The organism is Pseudomonas sp. SWRI68, assembly GCF_014269165.1.
Lineage (GTDB): Bacteria > Pseudomonadota > Gammaproteobacteria > Pseudomonadales > Pseudomonadaceae > Aquipseudomonas > Aquipseudomonas capeferrum.
This window is the reverse complement of the sequence record NZ_JABWRU010000006.1, coordinates 32,588-51,876: the sequence shown is the minus strand read 5'-3', so window position 1 is coordinate 51,876 and position 19,289 is coordinate 32,588. Positions and strand designations below refer to the sequence as shown.

Sequence of the window (19,289 nt, the reverse complement as noted above, 5' to 3'; positions counted from 1 at the left end):
AACCTTGTGGGGCGCATGGAATTTTGGGTCAGCGGTTAGCTGGGGTCGCGCATTTTAGCCTTTTCCCATAGCTGTTCTTAGCATTTATTTCGTCATGCACCAACCCAGCGGGCATAACGCGACAACCGGTAAAGCTTATTGAACGTAGCCAATCGGGCTCCAGTCACTACTAGAACAAGCCCACACGGGCAAGCCTGAAGACTGATGAGGAAAGCTGACCATGCCCAGCAAGAAAACGGACGCGCCCAAAGAGAGCCAGGCCGCCGGTACCCAGACGCCCGACAAGGCCAATACCAATGCCAAACTGCAGAGCCTCGAGGCTGTGCGCAGCGATGCGACGGGCCAGGCTTTGCGGACCAACCAAGGCGTGCGCATCGCCGACAACCAGAACACGCTCAAGGCCGGTGACCGCGGGCCTTCGCTGCTCGAAGACTTCATCATGCGCGAGAAGATCACCCACTTCGACCATGAGCGCATCCCGGAGCGGATCGTCCACGCACGCGGCACCGGTGCCCATGGCTATTTCCAGAGCTACGGCAACCATGCTGCCCTGACCAAGGCCGGTTTCCTGCAGGACCCAGAGAAGATCACCCCGGTATTCGTGCGTTTTTCAACCGTGCAGGGCCCACGCGGCTCGGGCGACACCGTGCGAGATGTACGTGGCTTCGCGGTGAAGTTCTACACCGATGAGGGCAATTTCGACTTGGTTGGCAACAACATGCCGGTGTTCTTCATCCAGGACGCGATCAAGTTCCCCGACTTCGTGCATGCGGTCAAACCCGAGCCACACAACGAGATGCCTACGGGCGGCTCGGCCCACGATACGTTCTGGGACTTCGTTTCGCTGGTGCCAGAGTCTGCGCACATGGTCATGTGGGCCATGTCCGACCGCGCCATCCCCCGCAGCCTGCGGATGATGGAAGGCTTTGGGATCCACACCTTCCGCCTGATCAATGCCGAAGGGGTGGCCAGCTTCGTCAAGTTCCATTGGAAACCACGCCAAGGGGTGCACTCGGTATTGTGGGATGAGGCGCAGAAACTGGCGGGTAAGGACACCGACTTCCACCGCCGCGACCTGAGCGAAGCGATTGAGATGGGTGACTACCCAGAGTGGGAGTTGGGCGTGCAGATCGTGCCCGAAGCCGACGAGCATAAGTTCGAATTCGACCTGCTCGACCCCACCAAGATCATCCCCGAAGAACTGGTGCCGGTCACGCCGCTGGGCAAGATGGTGCTCAACCGCAACCCCGACAACTTCTTTGCCGAAGTGGAGCAGGTTGCCTTCTGCCCTGGGCATATCGTGCCTGGCATCGACTTCTCCAACGATCCCCTGCTGCAGGGGCGGTTGTTCTCCTATACCGACACCCAGCTGAGCCGCCTGGGCGGGCCTAACTTCCATGAAATCCCGATCAACCGCCCGGTTGCGCCGAACCATAACAACCAACGTGACGCGCTGCACCGGCAGACTATCCACAAGGGCCGCGCCTCGTACGAGCCGAACTCGATCGATGGCGGGTGGCCGAAAGAAACCCCTGCCGCAGCCCAGGATGGCGGCTTCGAGAGCTACCAGGAGCGTATCGATGCGGTGAAGATACGCCAACGAAGCGAGTCGTTCGGTGATCACTTCTCGCAGGCGCGGTTGTTCTTCCAGAGCATGAGCCCGAATGAGCAGCAGCACATCATCAAGGCCTACAGCTTCGAGCTGGGCAAGGTTGAGCGTGAGCATATCCGGGTGCGTGAGGTAAATGAGATTCTGGCCAACATCGACCTGAAACTGGCTGCGGCCGTGGCGGCCAACCTCGGCCTGCCTGCGCCCAAGGCCGGCACGGTTCAGGTCAAAGGCAGCAAGCTGGCGAAATCGCCCGCCTTGAGCCAGATGAACCACCCCGGCGATGTAGGCATCAAGGGCCGCAAGATTGCCGTGCTGGTGGCTGACGGCGTGGACGGTGCCAGCGTCGATCAACAGGTCAAGGCGCTGGAAGCGCACAGTGCTCGCATCATGGTGCTCGGGCCTACGTCGGCGCCGGTTAAAACCGCCCAAGGCAAGCCACTGCCGGTGGATGCGTCGATGGAGGGCATGCCATCGATCATGTTCGACGGCATTGTGGTGCCGGCTGGCAAGGCGTCGTTGGATGCGTTGGGTGCCAGTGGGCTGGCCAAGCACTTCCTGCTAGAGGGTTACAAGCATCTGAAGGCGATCGCGCTGGCCAAGGAAGGCAAGGCGTTGCTGGACAGCTTGGGGCTCAAGGAAGACAAGGGCCTGCTGCTGGGGGATGACCAGAAGACCGTGGATGCCTTTGTGAAAGCGGTTGAAGGGCATCGGGTGTGGGAGCGGGAGGCGGCTGCTGAAGCAGTACCAGCCTGACAGGGCCGCTTCGCGGGGCAATCCGACTTGCCCCGCGAAGCATTCAGCGCTGGTGCGGGACCAGTACCACCTGCGCCGGCAATTTGCGCTGGATTTCATGCTTCTGCTTCAGCGCAAAGCTGCTGTCGAGCTTGTGAACGCGCTTTTCCAGCAGGGTCTTCAGCCAAGGCGCGTCCTCGGTGCGTGGTACCTGAAACACCACCTCGCACTGGTAATTGACCACGTCCTTGGCAATTTCATCGAGCTGACGGCGCATGGCAGCCATGTCCGTAGTCTTCAGCGCAATCACCGTGCTTGGCGCAGTCGGGTCGATGACCCGCGCCTGGGGCTTGGCCTCGGCAGCTTTCAACGCCGCCTCGGCTTTCTCCAGCTCGGCTTTGCGCGCCTGGCTGACGGCATCACCACCGGTTACTGCCGGGGCTTGCGGCATCAGGGCGCGGGCGCGGGCCAGGGCGGTGGCCGCAGCGTTGACATCGCCCTTCTGCAGGACGATCTGGCTGCGCTGCAGATACGCCTCGGCCAACTGCCGCTGGTATTGCTCCAGGCGCGGGTCTACCGGCGACTGTGCCTGCAATGCAGCCAGTTGGTCTTCGGCGGTGGCCAGCTCATTGCTGGCAATGTTTTGTTGCAACTGCTGCCAGGCATCGGCTTGAGCAGGTGCATCGGCTTGTTCGACCGGTGCGCTGGAACAGGCAGCCAGGAACAGGGAAAACGCGGCAACAAGCAGATAACGGGAGGCGAACGGCTTCATTCCTGCGACTCTCTATTTGCGCAAAAAGCGAGCAAGTCTACACCCAGGTGCGCACGCTCGAAAACAAGTCTTACAGACCCTTTACCCGTGAAAAGGTTGCAGGGCGCGCCTTCGGGCGCCCTGGCTTTCAGCGTTTCGGCAAGGCCAGGCTCAGCAAGAATAGCACTGCCGCGCAGACCACGATCGAAGGGCCGGCTGGGGGGTCCTTGAACCAGGACATGGCCAGGCCGCCACAAACCGCGGTCACCCCCAGCAGGCTGGCACCCAGGGCCATCTGTTCGGGCGAGCGGGCGTGGCGCTGCGCCGCAGCGGCCGGGATGATCAGCAACGAGGTGATCAGCAGCACGCCGACGATCTTCATCGCCACGGCAATCACCACCGCAATCAACAGCATCAATGCCAGGCGCAGGCCCGCCACGGGCAAGCCCTCGACCATGGCCAGTTCCTCGTGCACGGTCACCGCCAGCAAGGGCCGCCACAGTGCGGCGAGCAACAGCAGCACCATTGCGCTGCCACCGAGGATCCAGGCAAGGTCGGTGGTGCTGATGGCCAGCAGGTCGCCGAACAGATAGGCCATCAGGTCGATGCGCACGTCGTGCATGAAGCTCAGCACCACCAGGCCCAGGGAAAGCGTGCTGGGGGCAAGGATGCCGAGCAGGGTGTCGGAGGCCAGCGGTTGGCGTTGCTGCAAAGTCACCAGCAGGATCGCCAGCAGCAGGCAGCCCACGGTCACTGCCAGGGCTGGGCTGACGTCCAGCGCGAAACCCAGGGCGACGCCGAGCAAGGCGGCGTGGGACAGGGTGTCGCCAAAATAGGCCATGCGCCGCCACACCACGAAAGACCCTAGTGGGCCGGCCACCAGCGCCAGGGACAGACCGGCAAGCAGGGCGTAGAGAAGAAAATCAGCCATGCTTGCAGTGCTCTCCGTGAACATGGGTGCCAGGGGCGACCACCGAGCCATGCAGGTCGTGGCTGTGGTCGTGATGGTGGTGATAGATGGCCAGGCTTTTCGCGTTCTGGCCGAACAGCTCGACGAAGGCCGGGTCGCCGCTGACTTGCTCCGGGTGGCCGGAACAGCACACGTGGCGGTTGAGGCAGACCACCTGGTCGGTGGTGCTCATGACCAGGTGCAGGTCGTGGGAGACCATCAGCACGCCGCAGCCGTGGCGGTCGCGCAGGCGGGTGATGAGGTTGTACAGCTCGGTCTGGCCGACCACATCGACGCCTTGTACCGGTTCGTCGAGCACCAGCAGTTGCGGCTCGCGCAGCAGGGCCCGGGCCAGCAGCACGCGCTGCATTTCGCCGCCGGAAACGGTCTGGATCGGGTTGTCGATAACGTGCTCGGCGCCCACTTCCTGTAACGCCGACAGCGCCGCTGCCCGGTCGACGCCCGGTACCAGGCGCAAGAAGCGCAGCACCGACAGCGGCAGCGTGGCGTCGACCTGGATTTTTTGCGGCATGTAGCCGATGCGCAGGCGCGGTTTACGCCATACCTTGCCCCGGTGCGGCTTGAGCAGCCCCAGCACGGCGCGTACCAGGGTAGTCTTGCCTGCCCCGTTGGGGCCGATCAGGGTGACGATCTGGCCCGGCGCCACCGACAAGTCGATGCTGTCGAGCACCGCTTCGCCGGCGAAGGTCACACCGACCTGCTCCAGGCGGATCAGCGCGTCGCTCATGCCGCGCTCCGGCAGCTGCCGCACAGGCCTACCACTTCCACGGTCTGGGTTTCGACGCTGAAGCCGACGCCCTTGGCGCTGTTGATGATGGCGTCGCTGATGCTGGCCTGCTCCAGCTCGATGGCCACATGGCAGGCGCGGCAGATCAGGAACTGGCCCTGGTGCACGTGCTCGGGGTGGCTGCAGCCAATGAACGCATTGAGTGAGGCGATGCGGTGCACCAGGCCGTTGTCGAGTAGGAAGTCCAGAGCGCGGTACACGGTTGGCGGTGCGGCGCGGCGGCCGTCCTGCTCGCTGAGCACGGCAAGAATGTCGTAGGCGCCCAGCGGTTTGTGGCTTTGCCATACCAGCTCCAGCACACGGCGGCGCAGCGCAGTCAGGCGCAACCCTTGGCGGGTGCACAAGGCATCGGCTTCGGCCAGTGCGCTGTGTACGCAATGGGAGTGATCGTGGGGGCGGTTGGCCAGCGGCGTGATGGACATGGGCAGCGACGGTTCTGGATGGAGACGTTATTATGTTACCTGTTTCTGGCGAGCCGAGTATTCACCGTGTCCCGATTCCTAGCCCTTTTTGTCGCTTTCATCGCATTTTCAGCCCAGGCCGACGTGCGTGTGCTGACCAGCATCAAACCGCTGCAGCAGATCGCCGCCGCCGTTCAGGACGGGGTCGGCAGCCCGGATGTGCTGCTGCCGCCTGGCGCCTCGCCGCACCATTACGCCCTGCGCCCCTCCGACGTACGGCGCGTCGCGGACGCCGACCTGCTGTACTGGATCGGCCCGGACATGGAGAGCTTCCTGCCCAGGGTGCTCAAAGGCCGAGACAAGGCCACCATCGCGGTTCAGTCGCTGACCGGCATGCAGCTGCGGCATTTTGGCGAAGACAGCCACTCGCATGAAGAAACCGACCAGGACGACCATGATCACGACCACCGCCCCGGTAGCCTGGATGCGCATCTGTGGTTGTCGTCGGTCAATGCCCGGGTGATCGCGGCGAAGATGGCGGCGGACCTGGTCGAGGTCGACCCGGCCAATGCCACGCGCTATCAGAGCAACCTGAAGGCATTCGTCGAGCGCCTGGATGCTCTGGATGGGCGCATCAAGGCACGTGTGGCCGGCATCGCCGACAAGCCGTACTTCGTGTTCCACGAAGCCTTCGACTACTTCGAGGCCGCCTATGGCCTGAAGCACGCCGGGGTATTCAGCGTGGCTTCGGAGGTGCAGCCGGGCGCCCAGCATGTGGCGGCCATGCGCAAACGCCTGCAGGAAGTGGGCAAGACCTGTGTGTTCAGCGAACCGCCGCTGCGCCCGCGCTTGGCCGAGACGTTGACCGCCGGGCTGCCGGTGCGCCTGGCCGAGCTGGATGCCCTGGGCGGCACCGACCCGGTGGACGGCAAGGGCTATGAGCGCTTGCTGGAGAAGCTGGGGGGTGATCTGGCCGGGTGCCTGGAGCAGTTGTAAACCTGTAGCGGCTTCTTCGCGGGCTTGCCCCGCGAAGAAGCCGGCGAGGTTCTAGAGCGCGAACGGCAGGTGCAACGCCACTTGCTGGCGCTGCGCCAGGCGCACCTCGAACTCGCTCGGGTCATGGATCATCACATCCATCCCGGCAAACGACTCCGCCGCGATCAGGCGCGACAGCCAGAAGCGCACGCAGCCGACCCGCAACATTTCCGGCCACAATTCGGCCTCGGCTGCGGTGAACGGCCGCAGCGCCGCATAGGCCGCCAGCAGCGCCTGGGCCCGTGGCACATCGAGCGCGCCCTGCTCATCGATGCACCAGTCGTTCACGGTGATGGCGATGTCATACAGCATCGGGCCCGAGCAGGCGTTGTAGAAGTCGATCACCCCGCTCAGGTGGGTACCTTCGAACATCACGTTGTCGCGGAACAGGTCGGCGTGCAGGTTGGCCCGTGGCAAGGCCAGGATCTGCGCCTTGTGCGCGTTGATTTCGTCCAGCGCAGGCTGCAGCAGCGCAACCTGTTCGGCCGTGAGGCGCGGCATCAGCTCGGCTCCCGAGGCCAGCATCCAGTCCAGGCCGCGGTCGGTCTTGCGCTCGATGACGTGGTGACGGGTAGCCAGGTGAATGTGCGCGAGCAATTCGCCTACCTGCGCGCAGTGCTGGTTGTTCGGCACCTTGATGTGCTTGCCCGACAAGCGCGGCTGCAGCAGTGCAGGCTTGCCGCACAGTTCGCGCAGGCCATTGCCGTCGCGGTCACGCAGGGCGTAGGGCACCGGCATGTCGGCGGCGTGCAGCACGTCGAGCAGCTCGATGAAGAACGGCATGTCTTCGCTCGGGCCACGTTCGATCAGCGTCAGGACGAACTCACCCTGTTCCAGGCTGACGAAGAAGTTGCTGTTTTCGGTGCCGGCGGCGATGCCCTGGAAATCGAGCAGACGGCCCAGCTGGTACGGCGCCAGAAAGGTTTCCAGCTCAGGCCGGGTCACAGGGGTGAAGACTGACATGATGAAAAAATGCCCATACGGGCACTTCCGCCGGGAAGTGCCGGGTTGATGTGAACGATACGCGTCAGCTTACCACTCGAAGATCTTCCAGGACGGAATCAGCATGTCCGGCTGGTCGGAACGAATGAAATTGGCATCAGTGCCATCGGCGCGTACCAGAAAATAAGGCTTGCCGTTTTTCGGCGTGATCTTGATCGCATACAGGAAGCCGTTCTGGCGGTATTCCTGGATGGTTTTATCGCCTTCCGTGCGAATGGTCACCTCGGGATCGGCCGAGGGGGCGTCGTCCGCCGCCAGGGTGACGACTGGCATGGTTGCCAACAGACCGAGCAGTAACAGGCGATTGAGTGTACGCATGATAACCTTGTCCCTTTGTCGTCATTGATCCGGCTATTCTAGCTCCGGACCCGCCGAAAAGGTTGATTCTGCTCATGAGCCAAGCGCCCCTCGTCCTGGTGGACGGTTCCTCCTACCTCTACCGCGCTTTCCACGCATTGCCGCCGCTGACCACCTCCAAGGGCATGCCTACCGGCGCGGTGAAGGGTGTGCTGAACATGCTCAAGAGCCTGCGCAAGCAATACCCCGACAGCCTGTTTGCGGTGGTGTTCGACGCCAAGGGCGGTACCTTCCGCGATGCCATGTTCGCCGAGTACAAGGCCAACCGCCCGAGCATGCCTGACGACCTGCGGGTGCAGATCGAACCGTTGCATGCCAGCGTCAAGGCCTTGGGCTACCCGCTGCTGTGCGTCGAGGGCGTGGAGGCCGACGATGTCATCGGCACCTTGGCGCGCAGCAGTGCGGCGCAGGGCCGGTCGGTGATCATTTCGACCGGCGACAAGGACATGGCGCAGTTGGTGGACGGGCATGTCACCCTGGTCAACACCATGACCGGTAGCGTGATGGATGTTGCCGGGGTGCACGAAAAGTTTGGTGTCGGCCCTGAGCACATCATCGATTTCCTCGCCCTGATGGGCGACAAGGTCGACAACATCCCCGGCGTGCCGGGCGTGGGCGAGAAGACCGCTGCCGGCCTGCTGACAGGTATTGGTGGCGGCCTGCGCGAGGTCTACGACAACCTCGACAAGGTGCCGACCCTGAGCATCCGCGGCGCCAAGACCCTGCCGGCCAAGCTTGAAGAGCACCGTGAGGCGGCGTTCCTGTCCTATGAGCTGGCCACCATCAAGCTCGACGTGCCGCTGGATATCGAAGTCGAGGCGCTGGTCTGCGGCGAGCCAGATCGTGATGCACTGCTGGCCTTGTACACCGAGATGGAATTCAAGAGCTGGGTCGCCGACGTTCAGCGCGAAGCCGCGAGGGCCGGGGCGACCGTGACCGTGCCGGAGGACGCGCCGGCAGCCAAGGTCGAACCCAAGTACGAGACGGTGCTCGACCAGGCCCGCTTCGATGCCTGGCTGGCCAAGCTGCGCCAGGCCCCGCTGTTCGCGTTCGACACCGAAACCACCGGCCTCGATGCCCAGCAGGCGCAGCTGGTCGGCCTGTCGTTCGCGGTCGAGCCGCATGAGGCGGCGTATGTACCGCTGACCCACGACTACGAAGGCGCCCCGGTCCAGCTGGACCGCGAGGCCGTGCTGCTGGCGCTCAAACCCCTGCTGGAAGACCCGGCCAAAGCCAAGGTCGGGCAGAACGCCAAGTACGATATCAACATCCTGGCCAACGGCGCCCCGGCCATCCAGATGCGCGGCGTGGCCTACGACACCATGCTCGAGTCCTATGTGCTGGACTCCACGGCCACCCGTCACGACATGGACAGCCTGGCGCAGAAGTACCTCGACCACACCACCATCACCTTCGAGCAGATTGCCGGCAAGGGCGCGAAACAGCTGACCTTCAACCAGATCCCGCTGGACAAGGCCGGCCCATATGCTGCCGAAGATGCCGACATCACCCTGCGCCTGCACCAGGCACTGCAGCTGCGCCTGGCCAAGACCCCAAGCGTGCAACCGGTGCTGATGGACATCGAGATGCCGCTGGTGCCGGTGCTGGCGAAGATCGAGCGCCAAGGCGCGTTGGTGGATGCCGAACTGCTCCACGTGCAAAGCGGCGAACTGGGCGTGAAAATGGCTGAACTGGAGCGCCAGGCCTATGAACTGGCTGGCGAGACGTTCAACCTTGGCTCGCCCAAGCAGCTGGGGGCGATCCTCTACGACAAGCTGGGCATGCCGGTGCTGAGCAAGACTGCCAAGGGCCAGCCGTCCACCGCCGAGGCGGTACTCGACGAGCTGGCCGAGCAAGGCTACCCGCTGCCCGAGGTACTGATGCAGTACCGCAGCCTGAGCAAGCTCAAGAGCACCTACACCGACAAGCTGCCGGGGCAGATCAACCCGCGCACCGGGCGCATTCACACCTCTTACCAGCAGGCAGTGGCCGCCACCGGGCGCCTGTCGTCCAGCGACCCGAACCTGCAGAACATCCCGATCCGCACCGCCGAAGGTCGGCGTATCCGTCAGGCCTTCGTGGCCAGCCCCGGTTACAAGCTGCTGGCGGCGGACTATTCGCAGATCGAACTGCGCATCATGGCCCACCTGGCCAAGGACGAAGGTTTGCTGCATGCCTTCCGCAACAACCTCGACGTGCACCGCGCCACTGCTGCCGAAGTGTTCGGTGTGGCGCTGGAAAATGTCACCACCGACCAGCGCCGCAGCGCCAAGGCCATCAACTTCGGCCTGATCTACGGCATGAGTGCCTTTGGCCTGGCCAAGCAGATTGGCGTCGACCGCAAGCAATCCCAGGACTACATCGACCGTTACTTCGCCCGTTACCCAGGCGTGCTGGCTTACATGGAGCGCACCCGCGCCCAGGCGGCCGAGCAAGGCTTCGTCGAAACCCTGTTCGGCCGCCGGCTGTACTTGCCGGATATCAACGCCAAGAACCCGGCCCTGCGCAAAGGCGCCGAGCGGACGGCGATCAACGCCCCGATGCAGGGTACTGCGGCCGATATCATCAAGCGGGCGATGGTCAACGTGGACAACTGGCTGACCGAGAGCGGCCTGGATGCCCGGGTGATCCTGCAGGTGCACGATGAACTGGTGCTGGAGGTGCGTGAGGAGTTGGTCGAGCAGGTGAAAGATGAAATCCGCCTGCACATGAGCCGTGCCGCGCAGCTGGATGTGCCGTTGTTGGTCGAAGCAGGAATTGGCGCGAATTGGGACGAAGCTCACTGATTGAGCCTGCAAAGCTGTGTAGGATCTGCGACGTAGTGACGCGGATCCTGGCATGGCTAGATGCCATTAGTGCTGGGGTTTCATGAAACTATCGCAAATAGTTTTCAAGGCCTCGGAACTAAACCGGTGAAGCGGAACTCAGAGTAACTGAATGGCTGGTGAAGCCCTTCGATGCTCCTATGTTGTGTTAAGTGTTGGCAGATATCTGGACCCCGCCCTAGCGGTCCGGACTTGGACCCCGAACTTCCCCCTCCCCATACGAAGTCCGGGGTTTTTTTTGCCTGGGATTTGACCACCCTACGATCCCTGGAGCGGCCTTTCGGCAAGGCTCCAGGATCAGTGATCAGCCTTTATTCCGCAGGCTTGTCTTCCAGTTCCATCCAGCCCGCCAGCACGCGGTAGGCCTCTTCGAGCCCCAGGCGCTTGGGCGCCGAGAACAACTGGATGGTCACCGCGTCGCCCCACCCCTTGCGGATCTCGGACTGCACCTTGAGCAAGGTGTTCTTGCCCGCGCCGTGGGTCAGCTTGTCGGCCTTGGTCAGTAGAATGTGCATCGGCATGCCGCTGGCCTTGGCCCAGTCGAGCATCATCTTGTCGAAGTCGGTCATCGGATGGCGCACGTCCATCATCAAGATCACCCCGCGCAGACACTCGCGGCTGCCCAGGTAGGCTTCCAGGTGGCGCTGCCAGTGCTGCTTGAGCGGAATCGGTACTTTTGCATAACCGTAGCCCGGCAGGTCGACCAAACGCCGTTCATCGTCCAGACTGAAGAAATTCAATAGCTGGGTGCGCCCCGGGGTTTTCGAGGTACGCGCCAGGCTGGCATGAGTCAGGGTATTGAGGGCGCTGGATTTGCCGGCGTTGGAGCGGCCGGCGAAAGCCACCTCGTAACCCTGGTCGTCCGGGCATTGTTCGACCTTGGCAGCGCTGAGGGCGAATGTGGCTTTCTGGCAGAGGCCGAGGATGGGGTTCTTGACTTGCATGGGATATCCGATGTGGGTGTTGCCTGACTCTGAAGGCTCGAGCCTGGCAAGCGGTGTCGTTTCCGTTTGGATGGCGGAAGTATATAATGCCCCAGTTTTTGTGTGCTCATTCTCCCAGCGAAGGAGAGCGAGCATGGGGTGTCGAACAATAGCTCGCGCATCAGAACGCAGCGCGGCCCCCAACCCTGAAGGTCGTTCCGCATGGCGAAATGGCTGCTTGCTGTCGGTATGTTCCTGCCGTTTTTCAGCGCACAGGCTACACAGGATCCCGAGGTGTTGTACAACCGCACGTGTGCGGCCTGTCACGCCGGGCAGTTGCCACAGGCCCCCCAGCGGGGTGACCGGGCAGCGTGGGAGCCAAGGCTGGCGCAAGGTGTGGATGTACTCGTGAGGCATGTGACCCAGGGTTTCAAGGCTATGCCGCCGCGTGGATTGTGCATGGACTGCAGTGCCGAGGACTACCGTTTGGTCATCCTTTGGATGAGCGGCAGTCCCGATACATAACATTTCACCCTTAGCCGTGTTGGATTAGCTGATGAACAAACTAGTCGTGAGTCTGCTGTTGACCATGGGTGTCGCAGGTGCGGCCACTGCTGCGCAACCTATCAAAGGCGATGCCGCCGCCGGCCAGGCCAAGACGGCCGTCTGTGGTGCCTGCCACAACCCCGACGGCAATAGCCTGGCACCGAACTTCCCGAAACTGGCAGGCCAGGGCCAGCGCTACCTCGAAAAACAACTGCACGATATCAAGTCCGGCAAGCGCACCGTGCTGGAGATGACCGGCATGCTGGCCGCCTTCAGTGACCAGGACTTGGCCGATATCGCCGCGTACTTTGCCAGCCAGAAGGGCAGCGTCGGGGCGGCCGACCCCAAGCTGGTCGAACGTGGCCGTGCCCTGTTCAACGGCGGCGACCTGGAAAAAGGCCTGCCTGCCTGTACCGGCTGCCACTCGCCCAACGGCGCAGGTATCGCCTTGGCCGGCTTCCCGCACCTGAGCGGGCAGCACGCGCAGTACGTGACCAAGCAGCTGACCGAGTTCCGTGAAGGCGTGCGTACCAACGATGGCGACGCCACGACCATGCGCACCATCGCGGGCAAGCTCAGCAACCACGATATCGAAGCGTTGGCCAGCTACATCCAGGGCCTGCACTGAGGTGGTTGTCGATTTCTTCGCGGCTGAACCCGCGAAGAAATTGGCGCATTAACATTCGGTTAATGTTGTAAGCCAAAGATGAAAGGGCGGCCGGACCGCCCTTTTTTGCGTCCGCAGCCGTTACACTACAGAACTCGGGCCTGGCCCGACCTGTCTCAGGTACAGGTCGCGTCGAGGCGACCCATGAATGCTCAGGAGTAAAGCATGCGTAAACTGATTCTCAGCGCTGCGTTGGTCGCCGCCAGCGTATTCGGTATGACCGCCGTTCAGGCCGCCGAGCCTGTTGCCGGCAAGGAATATATCGAGCTGAGCAACCCTGTTCCGGTTTCCGTGCCCGGCAAGATCGAAGTGGTCGAGCTGTTCTGGTACGGCTGCCCTCACTGCTACCACTTCGAGCCGACCATCAACCCGTGGGCCGAAAAGCTGCCAGCAGACGTCAATTTCAAGCGCGTACCCGCCATGTTCGGTGGCCCGTGGGACGCACACGGCCAGATGTTCCTGACCCTCGAAGCCATGGGCGTCGAGCACAAGGTTCACGCGGCAGTGTTCGATGCCATCCAGAACCAGAACAAACGCCTGACCGACCCAGAGGACATGGCCGACTTCCTCGCCACTCAAGGCGTGGACAAGGACAAGTTCCTCGCCACCTTCAACTCCTTCGCCATCAAAGGCCAGGTCAACCAGGCCAAGGAACTGGCGAAGAAGTACGAAATCACCGGCGTACCGAGCTTGGTCGTCAACGGCAAGTACCGCTTCGACCTGGGCACTGCAGGCGGGCCTGAAGGCGTGCTTAAAGTGGCCGACCAGCTGATCGACAAGGAGCGCGCCGCTAAGTAAGCGGCGTACCCATGCCCCGCTTCAGAACCACGCGTGGCATTGGCCTGCACCAGCCGCAGGTCAACGAGCATCACCTGCAGGCTCCCGGCCTGCCAGAGGATGGTCGCCTGCGGCTGCTCAGTTTCAACATTCAGGTCGGCATCAGCACCGAACGCTACCGGCACTACCTGACCCGCAGCTGGCAGCACCTGCTGCCGCATACCGGGCGTGCCGGCAACCTGCAGAAGATCGGCCAACTGCTCGGTGACTTCGACCTGGTGGCCCTGCAAGAAGCCGATGGTGGCAGCCTGCGCTCAGGCTACATCAACCAGGTCGAACACCTGGCTCACCTGGGTGCCTTCCCCTATTGGTACCAGCAGCTCAATCGCAACCTTGGGCGTTTTGCCCAGCACAGCAACGGCGTGCTCAGCCGCCTCAAGCCGCAACACCTTGAAGACCACCCTTTGCCCGGCCCGTCCGGTCGCGGTGCAATCCTGGTGCGTTTCGGCGAAGGTGAAGATGCGCTGATCGTGGTGATGATGCACCTGGCACTCGGCGCCAAGACCCGTGCCCTGCAGCTCAGCTATATTCGCGAGCTGATCGGCGGCTACCGCCATCAGGTGTTGATGGGTGACATGAACACCCATGCCACCGACCTGCTGGAGCGTTCGCCCCTGCGCGATCTGGGCCTGGTTGCCCCTCAGGTCGAGGCCACCTTCCCCAGCTGGCGACCGCAGCGTTGCCTGGACCATATCCTGCTCAGCCCAACCCTTACGCTTGAGCGTGTCGAGGTGTTGGCGCAGCCAATTTCCGATCACCTTCCCGTTGCCGTCGAGATTCGATTGCCTGATGCATTGACTGTGGATACGCTGCCGGTTTTGAGCTAATTGCCATCACCGTTTGCGGACCTGGGCATGACTGACGACGCTGAGCGCTGGAAAGAGAAATACCTTAAGAGCATCGAGCAGCAAGAGAAGCTTGAGCGCCGTTGGGACGCACGTCTCGACCTGCTGCGTCGCGGGCTCGTGCGCAGCACCCTGGCCGCCGAAGGTAGCGACAAGGTGGTGGACGCGTGCATGAAGGAAATGCGCGAGGTCATCCGCAGCGACAATATGGACGCGGGCCTTGCCGGGCTGATCCCGCGCCTGGAAAAGGCGGTGCTGGACTCCGAGCAGCGCCGTGAAACCCGCATGAACCAGGTCAGTGATGCGCTGACATCGCTGGTGAGCCAGCTGCAAGGCCTGCCGTTGCCGAGCGACATCTCGCGGCCGCTGAAAAAGCTGGCGAAGAAGCTTGATGTTGGGGTCGCCCAGTCACGTGAACTGCCCCCGCTGCTGGGCGAGCTGAGTGGCCTGCAAGGCCGCGCACTCTCTGCCTTGGGCAAGCCCGAGGAAGAGCGGCCGGGCTTTTTGCAGCGTTTGTTTGGCGGGCGTGAGAACGAGCAACCCGGCGAAGCTGACGCCGACGCCGAGGCTACGCTGGTAGCAGCGCCTGCGGGCGTGATGGCAGACGCAGTGCCGCAGCCGGCAGCAGCCCCCGTACAGCGCACAGCCGAGGACCCGCAGCCCGACGATGTGGACGCCCTGCTGCCGTTGCCAGCCCCGCTGACTGAGGCACAGGCGCCCGAGGGCCCGGCGCTGATCGAAACCACAGACACGCCGGCCACGCCACAACCTGAGTCCTTGCCGGACGAGGCGCCCGAGCTGGCTACTACCCTCATCTCTCCCGCGGCTGAGGCAGAACCTGCGCAGGCGCTCGAAGACACCTTCGGCGAAGACGGCCCCTATGCCCTGCCCTATGCGGTAGAGCCGCCCTACAGCCAAGTGGCCGCACACATCGAACAGACCCTGATCGGTCTGCTCGACGACCTCAGCCTGCCCGAACGGCACAAGGCCCAGGCCCAGGAAATGCGCGGGCGGGTGGCGCGTGGGCTGAATTGGTATGAGCTGATCCCGGTGCTGGATGACCTAGCGGTGCTGATGTTGGCGATAACCGATAGCGGCCAGCACGAATTCGAGACCTACCTGCAACAGATCAACGAGCGCCTGGAAAGCTTCCAGAGTCACCTGCACGAAGCCAGTGCCGGGCATGCCGACAACAGCAGCGCCGCCCAGGCGCTCGATACCCAGCTGCGCAAGCAGGTCGATGGGCTGCAGAGCAGTGTGCAAGGTGCCGCCGATGTGGACAGCCTCAAGCACATCCTGGAAAACCGCCTCGAAGGCCTGTTGGTAACCATGGACGAACACAAGCACGAGCGTGATCGTCGCGAGCAGGAGCTCGCCGGGCGCCTGCAAGGCCTGTCCGAGCGGGTGGCGAACATGGAACACGAGGCGCTCGGTTATCGTGAGCACCTCGAAGAGCAGCGGCAAAAGGCGTTGCTGGACCCGCTGACCGGCCTGCCCAATCGCGCGGCCTGGAGCGAGCACCTGGAACGCGAGATGCTCGACTGGCATGAAAGTGGCGGCCATCTGGCCATGGCGATCCTCGACCTGGACCACTTCAAGCGCATCAACGACAACTATGGGCACCTGGCGGGGGACAAGGTGTTGAAGATCGTCGCCGACCAGCTGCGCAAACGCCTGCGAGGGCGCGATTTCATCGCGCGCTACGGCGGTGAGGAGTTCGTGCTGCTGTTCCCGCAGACCTCGCCAGCGGCCGCCGCCCAGATGGCCGAGGTACTGCGTGCGACCATCGAAGCGTGCCCGTTCCACTTCAAGGGTGAACGCGTGGTGATCACCGCCTCTATCGGGCTGGGCGCGTTTCGCTCGGGCGAGCGCGGCGACCAGGTGCTCAAGCGCGCCGACACCGCGTTGTACCGGGCCAAGGATTTGGGGCGAAATCGAGTGGAGCAGGGGTAAATATGTACCGCGTTGCGGGCTGAGAAGTGTTCGAGACTGGCTTGCCGTGATGCTGAATCACCAGCAGCGGTCGATTGAACTACTTACTCAGGAGTCGAAAATGACCAGATGGACACTGCCACTGATAGTGAGCCTGACATTCCATGTCAGTGCCATGGCCGCAGATGATCACTGGACGGCGCATATCAGCGCCGAGGGTGAAGTACTGCGATCTTGGCCGAAATGGATCGAAAAAGTAGAAAAGACACCGCAATCCAATTACTTCACGCAGTACAAGATGCACCTCAACAAGCACATCGTTCAGCAGGACCCCAGGTTTTGTTCTGTTTCGCCGATTGATGGGAGCACGCAGACCCGCTTGTTGCATGGCCACGCCAAAGTTGTTGGTATGCCGAGTGTTGACGGGGGCGTTACCATTAACACCCAGCTGATAGACGTCAACGGCGCCAGTGGAGACAATTCGCTGGCGTTCATGCTGATGTGCATGCGTTGAGGCTGCTTGAGCCGCGCCGTCTGAAAGGGGCTCGTTATACTGTGGCTAACTTATCTATTCACGTTGACGTGCCCTTTCGATGAAGACCCTTTTAGCAACGCTTTTACTGATGATATTGACCGGCTGCTCGACGGGCCTGCGCATCGACCGCAGCCACCCTTCGGTCAACCAGGACAACCGTATCCAGTTCGTCGTCCTGCACTACACCAATGCCTCGCTTGAGCGCTCATTGGCGCTGTTGACCCACGGCGAGGTCAGCAGCCATTACCTGATTGGCGACGGCCCGGCCACGGTCTATCAGCTGGTGGATGAAAGCCGCCGTGCCTGGCATGCCGGTGACAGCCAGTGGCAGGGGCGCACTTGGTTGAACTCCACTTCTATTGGCATCGAAATCGTCAACCCAGGGTTCACCGACACTCCCAATGGCCGGGTCTGGCACCCCTACAGCGAAGCCCAGGTGCAGTCCTTGATCGCACTGCTCAAGGACATCGTCACGCGCAACAAGATCGACCCCCGGCACATCGTTGGCCATAGCGATATCGCACCTTTGCGCAAGCTCGACCCGGGCCCGTTGTTCCCGTGGAAGCGTTTGGCTGATGCCGGCATCGGTATCTGGCCCGAGGCTAACGCCGTCGCCCGTCAACAAGCCTTCTTCAGCGTCAACCCGCCAAGCGTGGGCTGGTATCAGCAGGAACTGGCGCGGTTCGGCTACGCCATCGCGCAAACCGGTGAGCTGGACGTTGCCACGCGGCATGTGATCGCCGCGTTCCAGATGCGTTTCCGGCCACAACGCTTCGATGGCATGCCCGACGCGCAAACGGCCGCCATGCTGCAGGTGCTCAACCGCATGCGTTGAGCTGAGGCGCCCAACGGCGAGGGCGATTCCTGATCCAGTTGCTATACCTTAGTAATCAACTGGATGCCCTTGATGTCAGCCCTCATCTCCACGCTGCGCCAAATTTTCTACCGTCCCTGGATGCTGGCCTCACTGGCGGCGCTGGCCAGCGCCGCGCTGTTGCTGACCGCCAGCATCGGCATTGCCCTGCAGCAGATGAAGCAAAGCGAGAGCGCACAGATGAATGCCCGGGGAGAGCGCTTTCTCGAACGCCTCGAACAGGTGTTCGGCCAGTTGCGTGAAGGGGTGGATATCTTGCAGGCGCAGCCCTTGCGAGGTTGCAGCCCGCAGATGCTGGCGGCGTTGCAGCAAGTTGGCCTGAGCTCGCGCTTCATTTATGAGGCGGCCTACGTGGATGCCAATGTCGCCTGCTCCAACCGGGGTGATGAGCGGGCGTTCGAACCCCTGCGGGCGCCTGACATCAAGGGCCCGACCTACAGCTATTGGCTCAATACCACTACCGAACCCAACGAAAACCTGGCGGCCTTGATGCTAGGGCGTGGCAATTTCGTGGTGTCCACCTCGCGCGGGCACCTGACCGATGTGGTCCACCTGCCGCCCGGCGGCAGCCTGGTGGTTGTGCTGGACAACGGTACGCGGGCAATCCCGGTACTGGGCCCACCGCAGGTCTGGCCCCCGCCCTCGGCCTGGACGGCCAGCCACAAGTCGCTGCTGGAGCTGAGCGACCGCCTCATCTACCGCATGCCAACCAAATCACCGGACTATCAACTGGTGCTGATCGCGCCGCGTGCCAGCCTGCCCTTGCGCATGAACGGCATGCTCTGGCTGTTGTTCCCCGGCAGCGTGCTGGCCGCCTGTTGCATCGGCTGGCTGGTGCTGCAGTTGATTCTGCAGCGCCGGTCGATGAGCTCGGAGTTGCAGAACGCGCTGCGCCGAGGCGAGCTGCAGGTGCTGTACCAACCGATCATCGAGCTCGACACCCGGCGCTGTGTCGGCGCCGAAGCCCTGGTGCGCTGGCGCCGCCCTGACGGCACCCTGACCAGCCCGGACCTGTTCATACCCCTGGCCGAAAATACCGGGCAAATCCGCCAGATCACCGATTTTGTCCTGCAACGTGTGCTCGAACAGCTTGGCCAGTTGCTGCGTTCGCACCGCAACCTGTACATCTCGGTGAACCTTGCAGCGTGCGACGTGATGGTCCCTCGTATCGGCCGGGTCGCGGCGCGGTTGCTGGCCCAGCACCGGGTCTCGGCCAGCCAGATCGCTTTCGAGGTCACCGAGCGCGGCCTGATCGACGTGGTGGTGGCCCGTGACAACCTGCAGGCCCTGCGTGCGTTGGGCCATCAGGTGTTGATCGACGATTTCGGCACGGGTTATTGCAGCCTGGCCTATCTGCAGACCTTGCCCGTCGACTGCCTGAAGATCGACAAGGCCTTCATTGATGCCTTGGGGCATGACGCCGCCAGCAGCGGCGTGGCCCCGCACATCATCCGCATGGCCCATGACCTGCACCTGAGGGTGATTGCCGAAGGCATCGAATGCGAAGACCAGGCAGTACTGCTCAACAGCGAAGGGGTCAACTATGGCCAGGGCTGGCTGTTCGCCCGCCCGTTGAATGCCCGCCAGTTTGCCGAACTGGTCACCCGCGGCCGGCGCGAGGGGGCTGGACGGCGGGCCGACGATGAGTCCTGAGGCCC

18 protein-coding genes are annotated in these 19,289 nt (G+C 62.8%); 11 read left to right on the top strand and 7 right to left on the bottom strand.

Annotated features, from left to right (window positions below; all coding sequences use genetic code 11):
* The first annotated feature begins 220 nt into the window (after positions 1-220).
* Positions 221-2,365 carry a catalase HPII gene (gene katE / locus HU770_RS11165; protein ID WP_033702522.1) on the top strand — a complete coding sequence of 715 codons (2,145 nt, stop codon included), beginning with the start codon at positions 221-223 and terminating at the stop codon, positions 2,363-2,365.
* A 43-nt stretch (positions 2,366-2,408) separates the two neighbouring features.
* Here katE and HU770_RS11160 read toward each other — a convergent pair whose 3' ends face one another.
* From HU770_RS11160 to zur, 4 genes are all read right to left on the bottom strand, one after another.
* Positions 2,409-3,116, bottom strand: a complete 708-nt coding sequence (locus HU770_RS11160) for a PA5502 family lipoprotein (RefSeq protein WP_033702523.1) — start codon at positions 3,114-3,116, stop codon at positions 2,409-2,411.
* Positions 3,117-3,243: 127 nt separating this feature from the next.
* The gene (gene znuB / locus HU770_RS11155; RefSeq protein ID WP_186663675.1) at positions 3,244-4,026 is read right to left on the bottom strand and encodes a zinc ABC transporter permease subunit ZnuB; all 783 of its coding nucleotides are present in this window, start codon (positions 4,024-4,026) and stop codon (positions 3,244-3,246) included.
* Complete coding sequence (gene znuC, locus HU770_RS11150) at positions 4,019-4,792, bottom strand: zinc ABC transporter ATP-binding protein ZnuC (protein WP_033702525.1); 774 nt, start codon at positions 4,790-4,792, stop codon at positions 4,019-4,021. Before znuC ends, znuB begins: the two co-directional genes overlap by 8 nt.
* On the bottom strand, positions 4,789-5,274 hold the full coding sequence (gene zur / locus HU770_RS11145; protein ID WP_033702526.1) for a zinc uptake transcriptional repressor Zur: 486 nt from the start codon (positions 5,272-5,274) through the stop codon (positions 4,789-4,791). The genes znuC and zur overlap by 4 nt, the downstream gene beginning before the upstream one ends.
* An 18-nt stretch (positions 5,275-5,292) precedes the next feature.
* On the opposite strand from zur, the gene HU770_RS11140 reads away from it, so the two are divergent.
* Positions 5,293-6,249 carry a zinc ABC transporter substrate-binding protein gene (locus HU770_RS11140; RefSeq protein WP_186655350.1) on the top strand — a complete coding sequence of 319 codons (957 nt, stop codon included), beginning with the start codon at positions 5,293-5,295 and terminating at the stop codon, positions 6,247-6,249.
* Positions 6,250-6,300: 51 nt separating this feature from the next.
* Here the strand turns inward: HU770_RS11140 and HU770_RS11135 are convergent, their stop codons facing one another.
* The gene (locus HU770_RS11135) at positions 6,301-7,251 is read right to left on the bottom strand and encodes a homoserine kinase (RefSeq protein WP_033702527.1); all 951 of its coding nucleotides are present in this window, start codon (positions 7,249-7,251) and stop codon (positions 6,301-6,303) included.
* A gap of 69 nt (positions 7,252-7,320) precedes the next feature.
* Positions 7,321-7,608, bottom strand: coding sequence for a DUF2782 domain-containing protein (locus tag HU770_RS11130; protein WP_010951520.1), 288 nt, complete (start codon positions 7,606-7,608; stop codon positions 7,321-7,323).
* 74 nt (positions 7,609-7,682) lie between these two features.
* Between HU770_RS11130 and polA the strand changes: the two genes are divergently transcribed.
* Complete coding sequence (polA, locus tag HU770_RS11125) at positions 7,683-10,433, top strand: DNA polymerase I (RefSeq protein WP_186655334.1); 2,751 nt, start codon at positions 7,683-7,685, stop codon at positions 10,431-10,433.
* Between the two features lie 350 nt (positions 10,434-10,783).
* Here the strand turns inward: polA and yihA are convergent, their stop codons facing one another.
* Positions 10,784-11,416 (bottom strand): ribosome biogenesis GTP-binding protein YihA/YsxC, encoded by a 633-nt coding sequence (yihA, locus tag HU770_RS11120; protein WP_033702529.1) that lies wholly within the window; start codon positions 11,414-11,416, stop codon positions 10,784-10,786.
* A 201-nt stretch (positions 11,417-11,617) separates the two neighbouring features.
* On the opposite strand from yihA, the gene HU770_RS11115 reads away from it, so the two are divergent.
* From HU770_RS11115 to HU770_RS11080, 8 genes are all read left to right on the top strand, one after another.
* A complete protein-coding gene (locus tag HU770_RS11115; RefSeq protein ID WP_186655332.1) occupies positions 11,618-11,920 on the top strand; it encodes a c-type cytochrome in 303 nt (100 codons plus the stop codon).
* A 31-nt stretch (positions 11,921-11,951) separates the two neighbouring features.
* The gene (locus HU770_RS11110) at positions 11,952-12,569 is read left to right on the top strand and encodes a c-type cytochrome (protein WP_033702531.1); all 618 of its coding nucleotides are present in this window, start codon (positions 11,952-11,954) and stop codon (positions 12,567-12,569) included.
* 204 nt (positions 12,570-12,773) lie between these two features.
* Positions 12,774-13,406 (top strand): thiol:disulfide interchange protein DsbA, encoded by a 633-nt coding sequence (gene dsbA / locus HU770_RS11105; protein WP_186655330.1) that lies wholly within the window; start codon positions 12,774-12,776, stop codon positions 13,404-13,406.
* A gap of 11 nt (positions 13,407-13,417) precedes the next feature.
* Entirely contained in the window at positions 13,418-14,272 is an 855-nt protein-coding gene (locus HU770_RS11100; RefSeq protein ID WP_033702533.1) for an endonuclease/exonuclease/phosphatase family protein, read from the top strand.
* Between the two features lie 27 nt (positions 14,273-14,299).
* Entirely contained in the window at positions 14,300-16,243 is a 1,944-nt protein-coding gene (locus tag HU770_RS11095; protein ID WP_186655328.1) for a GGDEF domain-containing protein, read from the top strand.
* A 100-nt stretch (positions 16,244-16,343) separates the two neighbouring features.
* Positions 16,344-16,736, top strand: coding sequence for a hypothetical protein (locus tag HU770_RS11090; RefSeq protein ID WP_033702535.1), 393 nt, complete (start codon positions 16,344-16,346; stop codon positions 16,734-16,736).
* Positions 16,737-16,815: 79 nt separating this feature from the next.
* Positions 16,816-17,592, top strand: coding sequence for an N-acetylmuramoyl-L-alanine amidase (locus tag HU770_RS11085; RefSeq protein WP_186663674.1), 777 nt, complete (start codon positions 16,816-16,818; stop codon positions 17,590-17,592).
* A gap of 72 nt (positions 17,593-17,664) precedes the next feature.
* A complete protein-coding gene (locus tag HU770_RS11080) occupies positions 17,665-19,284 on the top strand; it encodes an EAL domain-containing protein (protein ID WP_186663673.1) in 1,620 nt (539 codons plus the stop codon).
* The last annotated feature ends 5 nt before the right edge of the window (positions 19,285-19,289 follow it).

Coding starts and splice junctions, on each gene's coding strand:
- HU770_RS11110 (WP_033702531.1), top strand. CDS start 11,952: ATGAACAAACTAGTCGTGAGTCTGCTGTTGACCATGGGTGTCGCAGGT.
- HU770_RS11090 (WP_033702535.1), top strand. CDS start 16,344: ATGACCAGATGGACACTGCCACTGATAGTGAGCCTGACATTCCATGTC.
- HU770_RS11135 (WP_033702527.1), bottom strand. CDS start 7,251: ATGTCAGTCTTCACCCCTGTGACCCGGCCTGAGCTGGAAACCTTTCTG.
- HU770_RS11080 (WP_186663673.1), top strand. CDS start 17,665: ATGTCAGCCCTCATCTCCACGCTGCGCCAAATTTTCTACCGTCCCTGG.
- katE (WP_033702522.1), top strand. CDS start 221: ATGCCCAGCAAGAAAACGGACGCGCCCAAAGAGAGCCAGGCCGCCGGT.
- HU770_RS11085 (WP_186663674.1), top strand. CDS start 16,816: ATGAAGACCCTTTTAGCAACGCTTTTACTGATGATATTGACCGGCTGC.
- HU770_RS11095 (WP_186655328.1), top strand. CDS start 14,300: ATGACTGACGACGCTGAGCGCTGGAAAGAGAAATACCTTAAGAGCATC.
- dsbA (WP_186655330.1), top strand. CDS start 12,774: ATGCGTAAACTGATTCTCAGCGCTGCGTTGGTCGCCGCCAGCGTATTC.
- HU770_RS11115 (WP_186655332.1), top strand. CDS start 11,618: ATGGCGAAATGGCTGCTTGCTGTCGGTATGTTCCTGCCGTTTTTCAGC.
- polA (WP_186655334.1), top strand. CDS start 7,683: ATGAGCCAAGCGCCCCTCGTCCTGGTGGACGGTTCCTCCTACCTCTAC.
- HU770_RS11160 (WP_033702523.1), bottom strand. CDS start 3,116: ATGAAGCCGTTCGCCTCCCGTTATCTGCTTGTTGCCGCGTTTTCCCTG.
- HU770_RS11100 (WP_033702533.1), top strand. CDS start 13,418: ATGCCCCGCTTCAGAACCACGCGTGGCATTGGCCTGCACCAGCCGCAG.
- zur (WP_033702526.1), bottom strand. CDS start 5,274: ATGTCCATCACGCCGCTGGCCAACCGCCCCCACGATCACTCCCATTGC.
- HU770_RS11130 (WP_010951520.1), bottom strand. CDS start 7,608: ATGCGTACACTCAATCGCCTGTTACTGCTCGGTCTGTTGGCAACCATG.
- yihA (WP_033702529.1), bottom strand. CDS start 11,416: ATGCAAGTCAAGAACCCCATCCTCGGCCTCTGCCAGAAAGCCACATTC.
- znuB (WP_186663675.1), bottom strand. CDS start 4,026: ATGGCTGATTTTCTTCTCTACGCCCTGCTTGCCGGTCTGTCCCTGGCG.
- znuC (WP_033702525.1), bottom strand. CDS start 4,792: ATGAGCGACGCGCTGATCCGCCTGGAGCAGGTCGGTGTGACCTTCGCC.
- HU770_RS11140 (WP_186655350.1), top strand. CDS start 5,293: ATGGAGACGTTATTATGTTACCTGTTTCTGGCGAGCCGAGTATTCACC.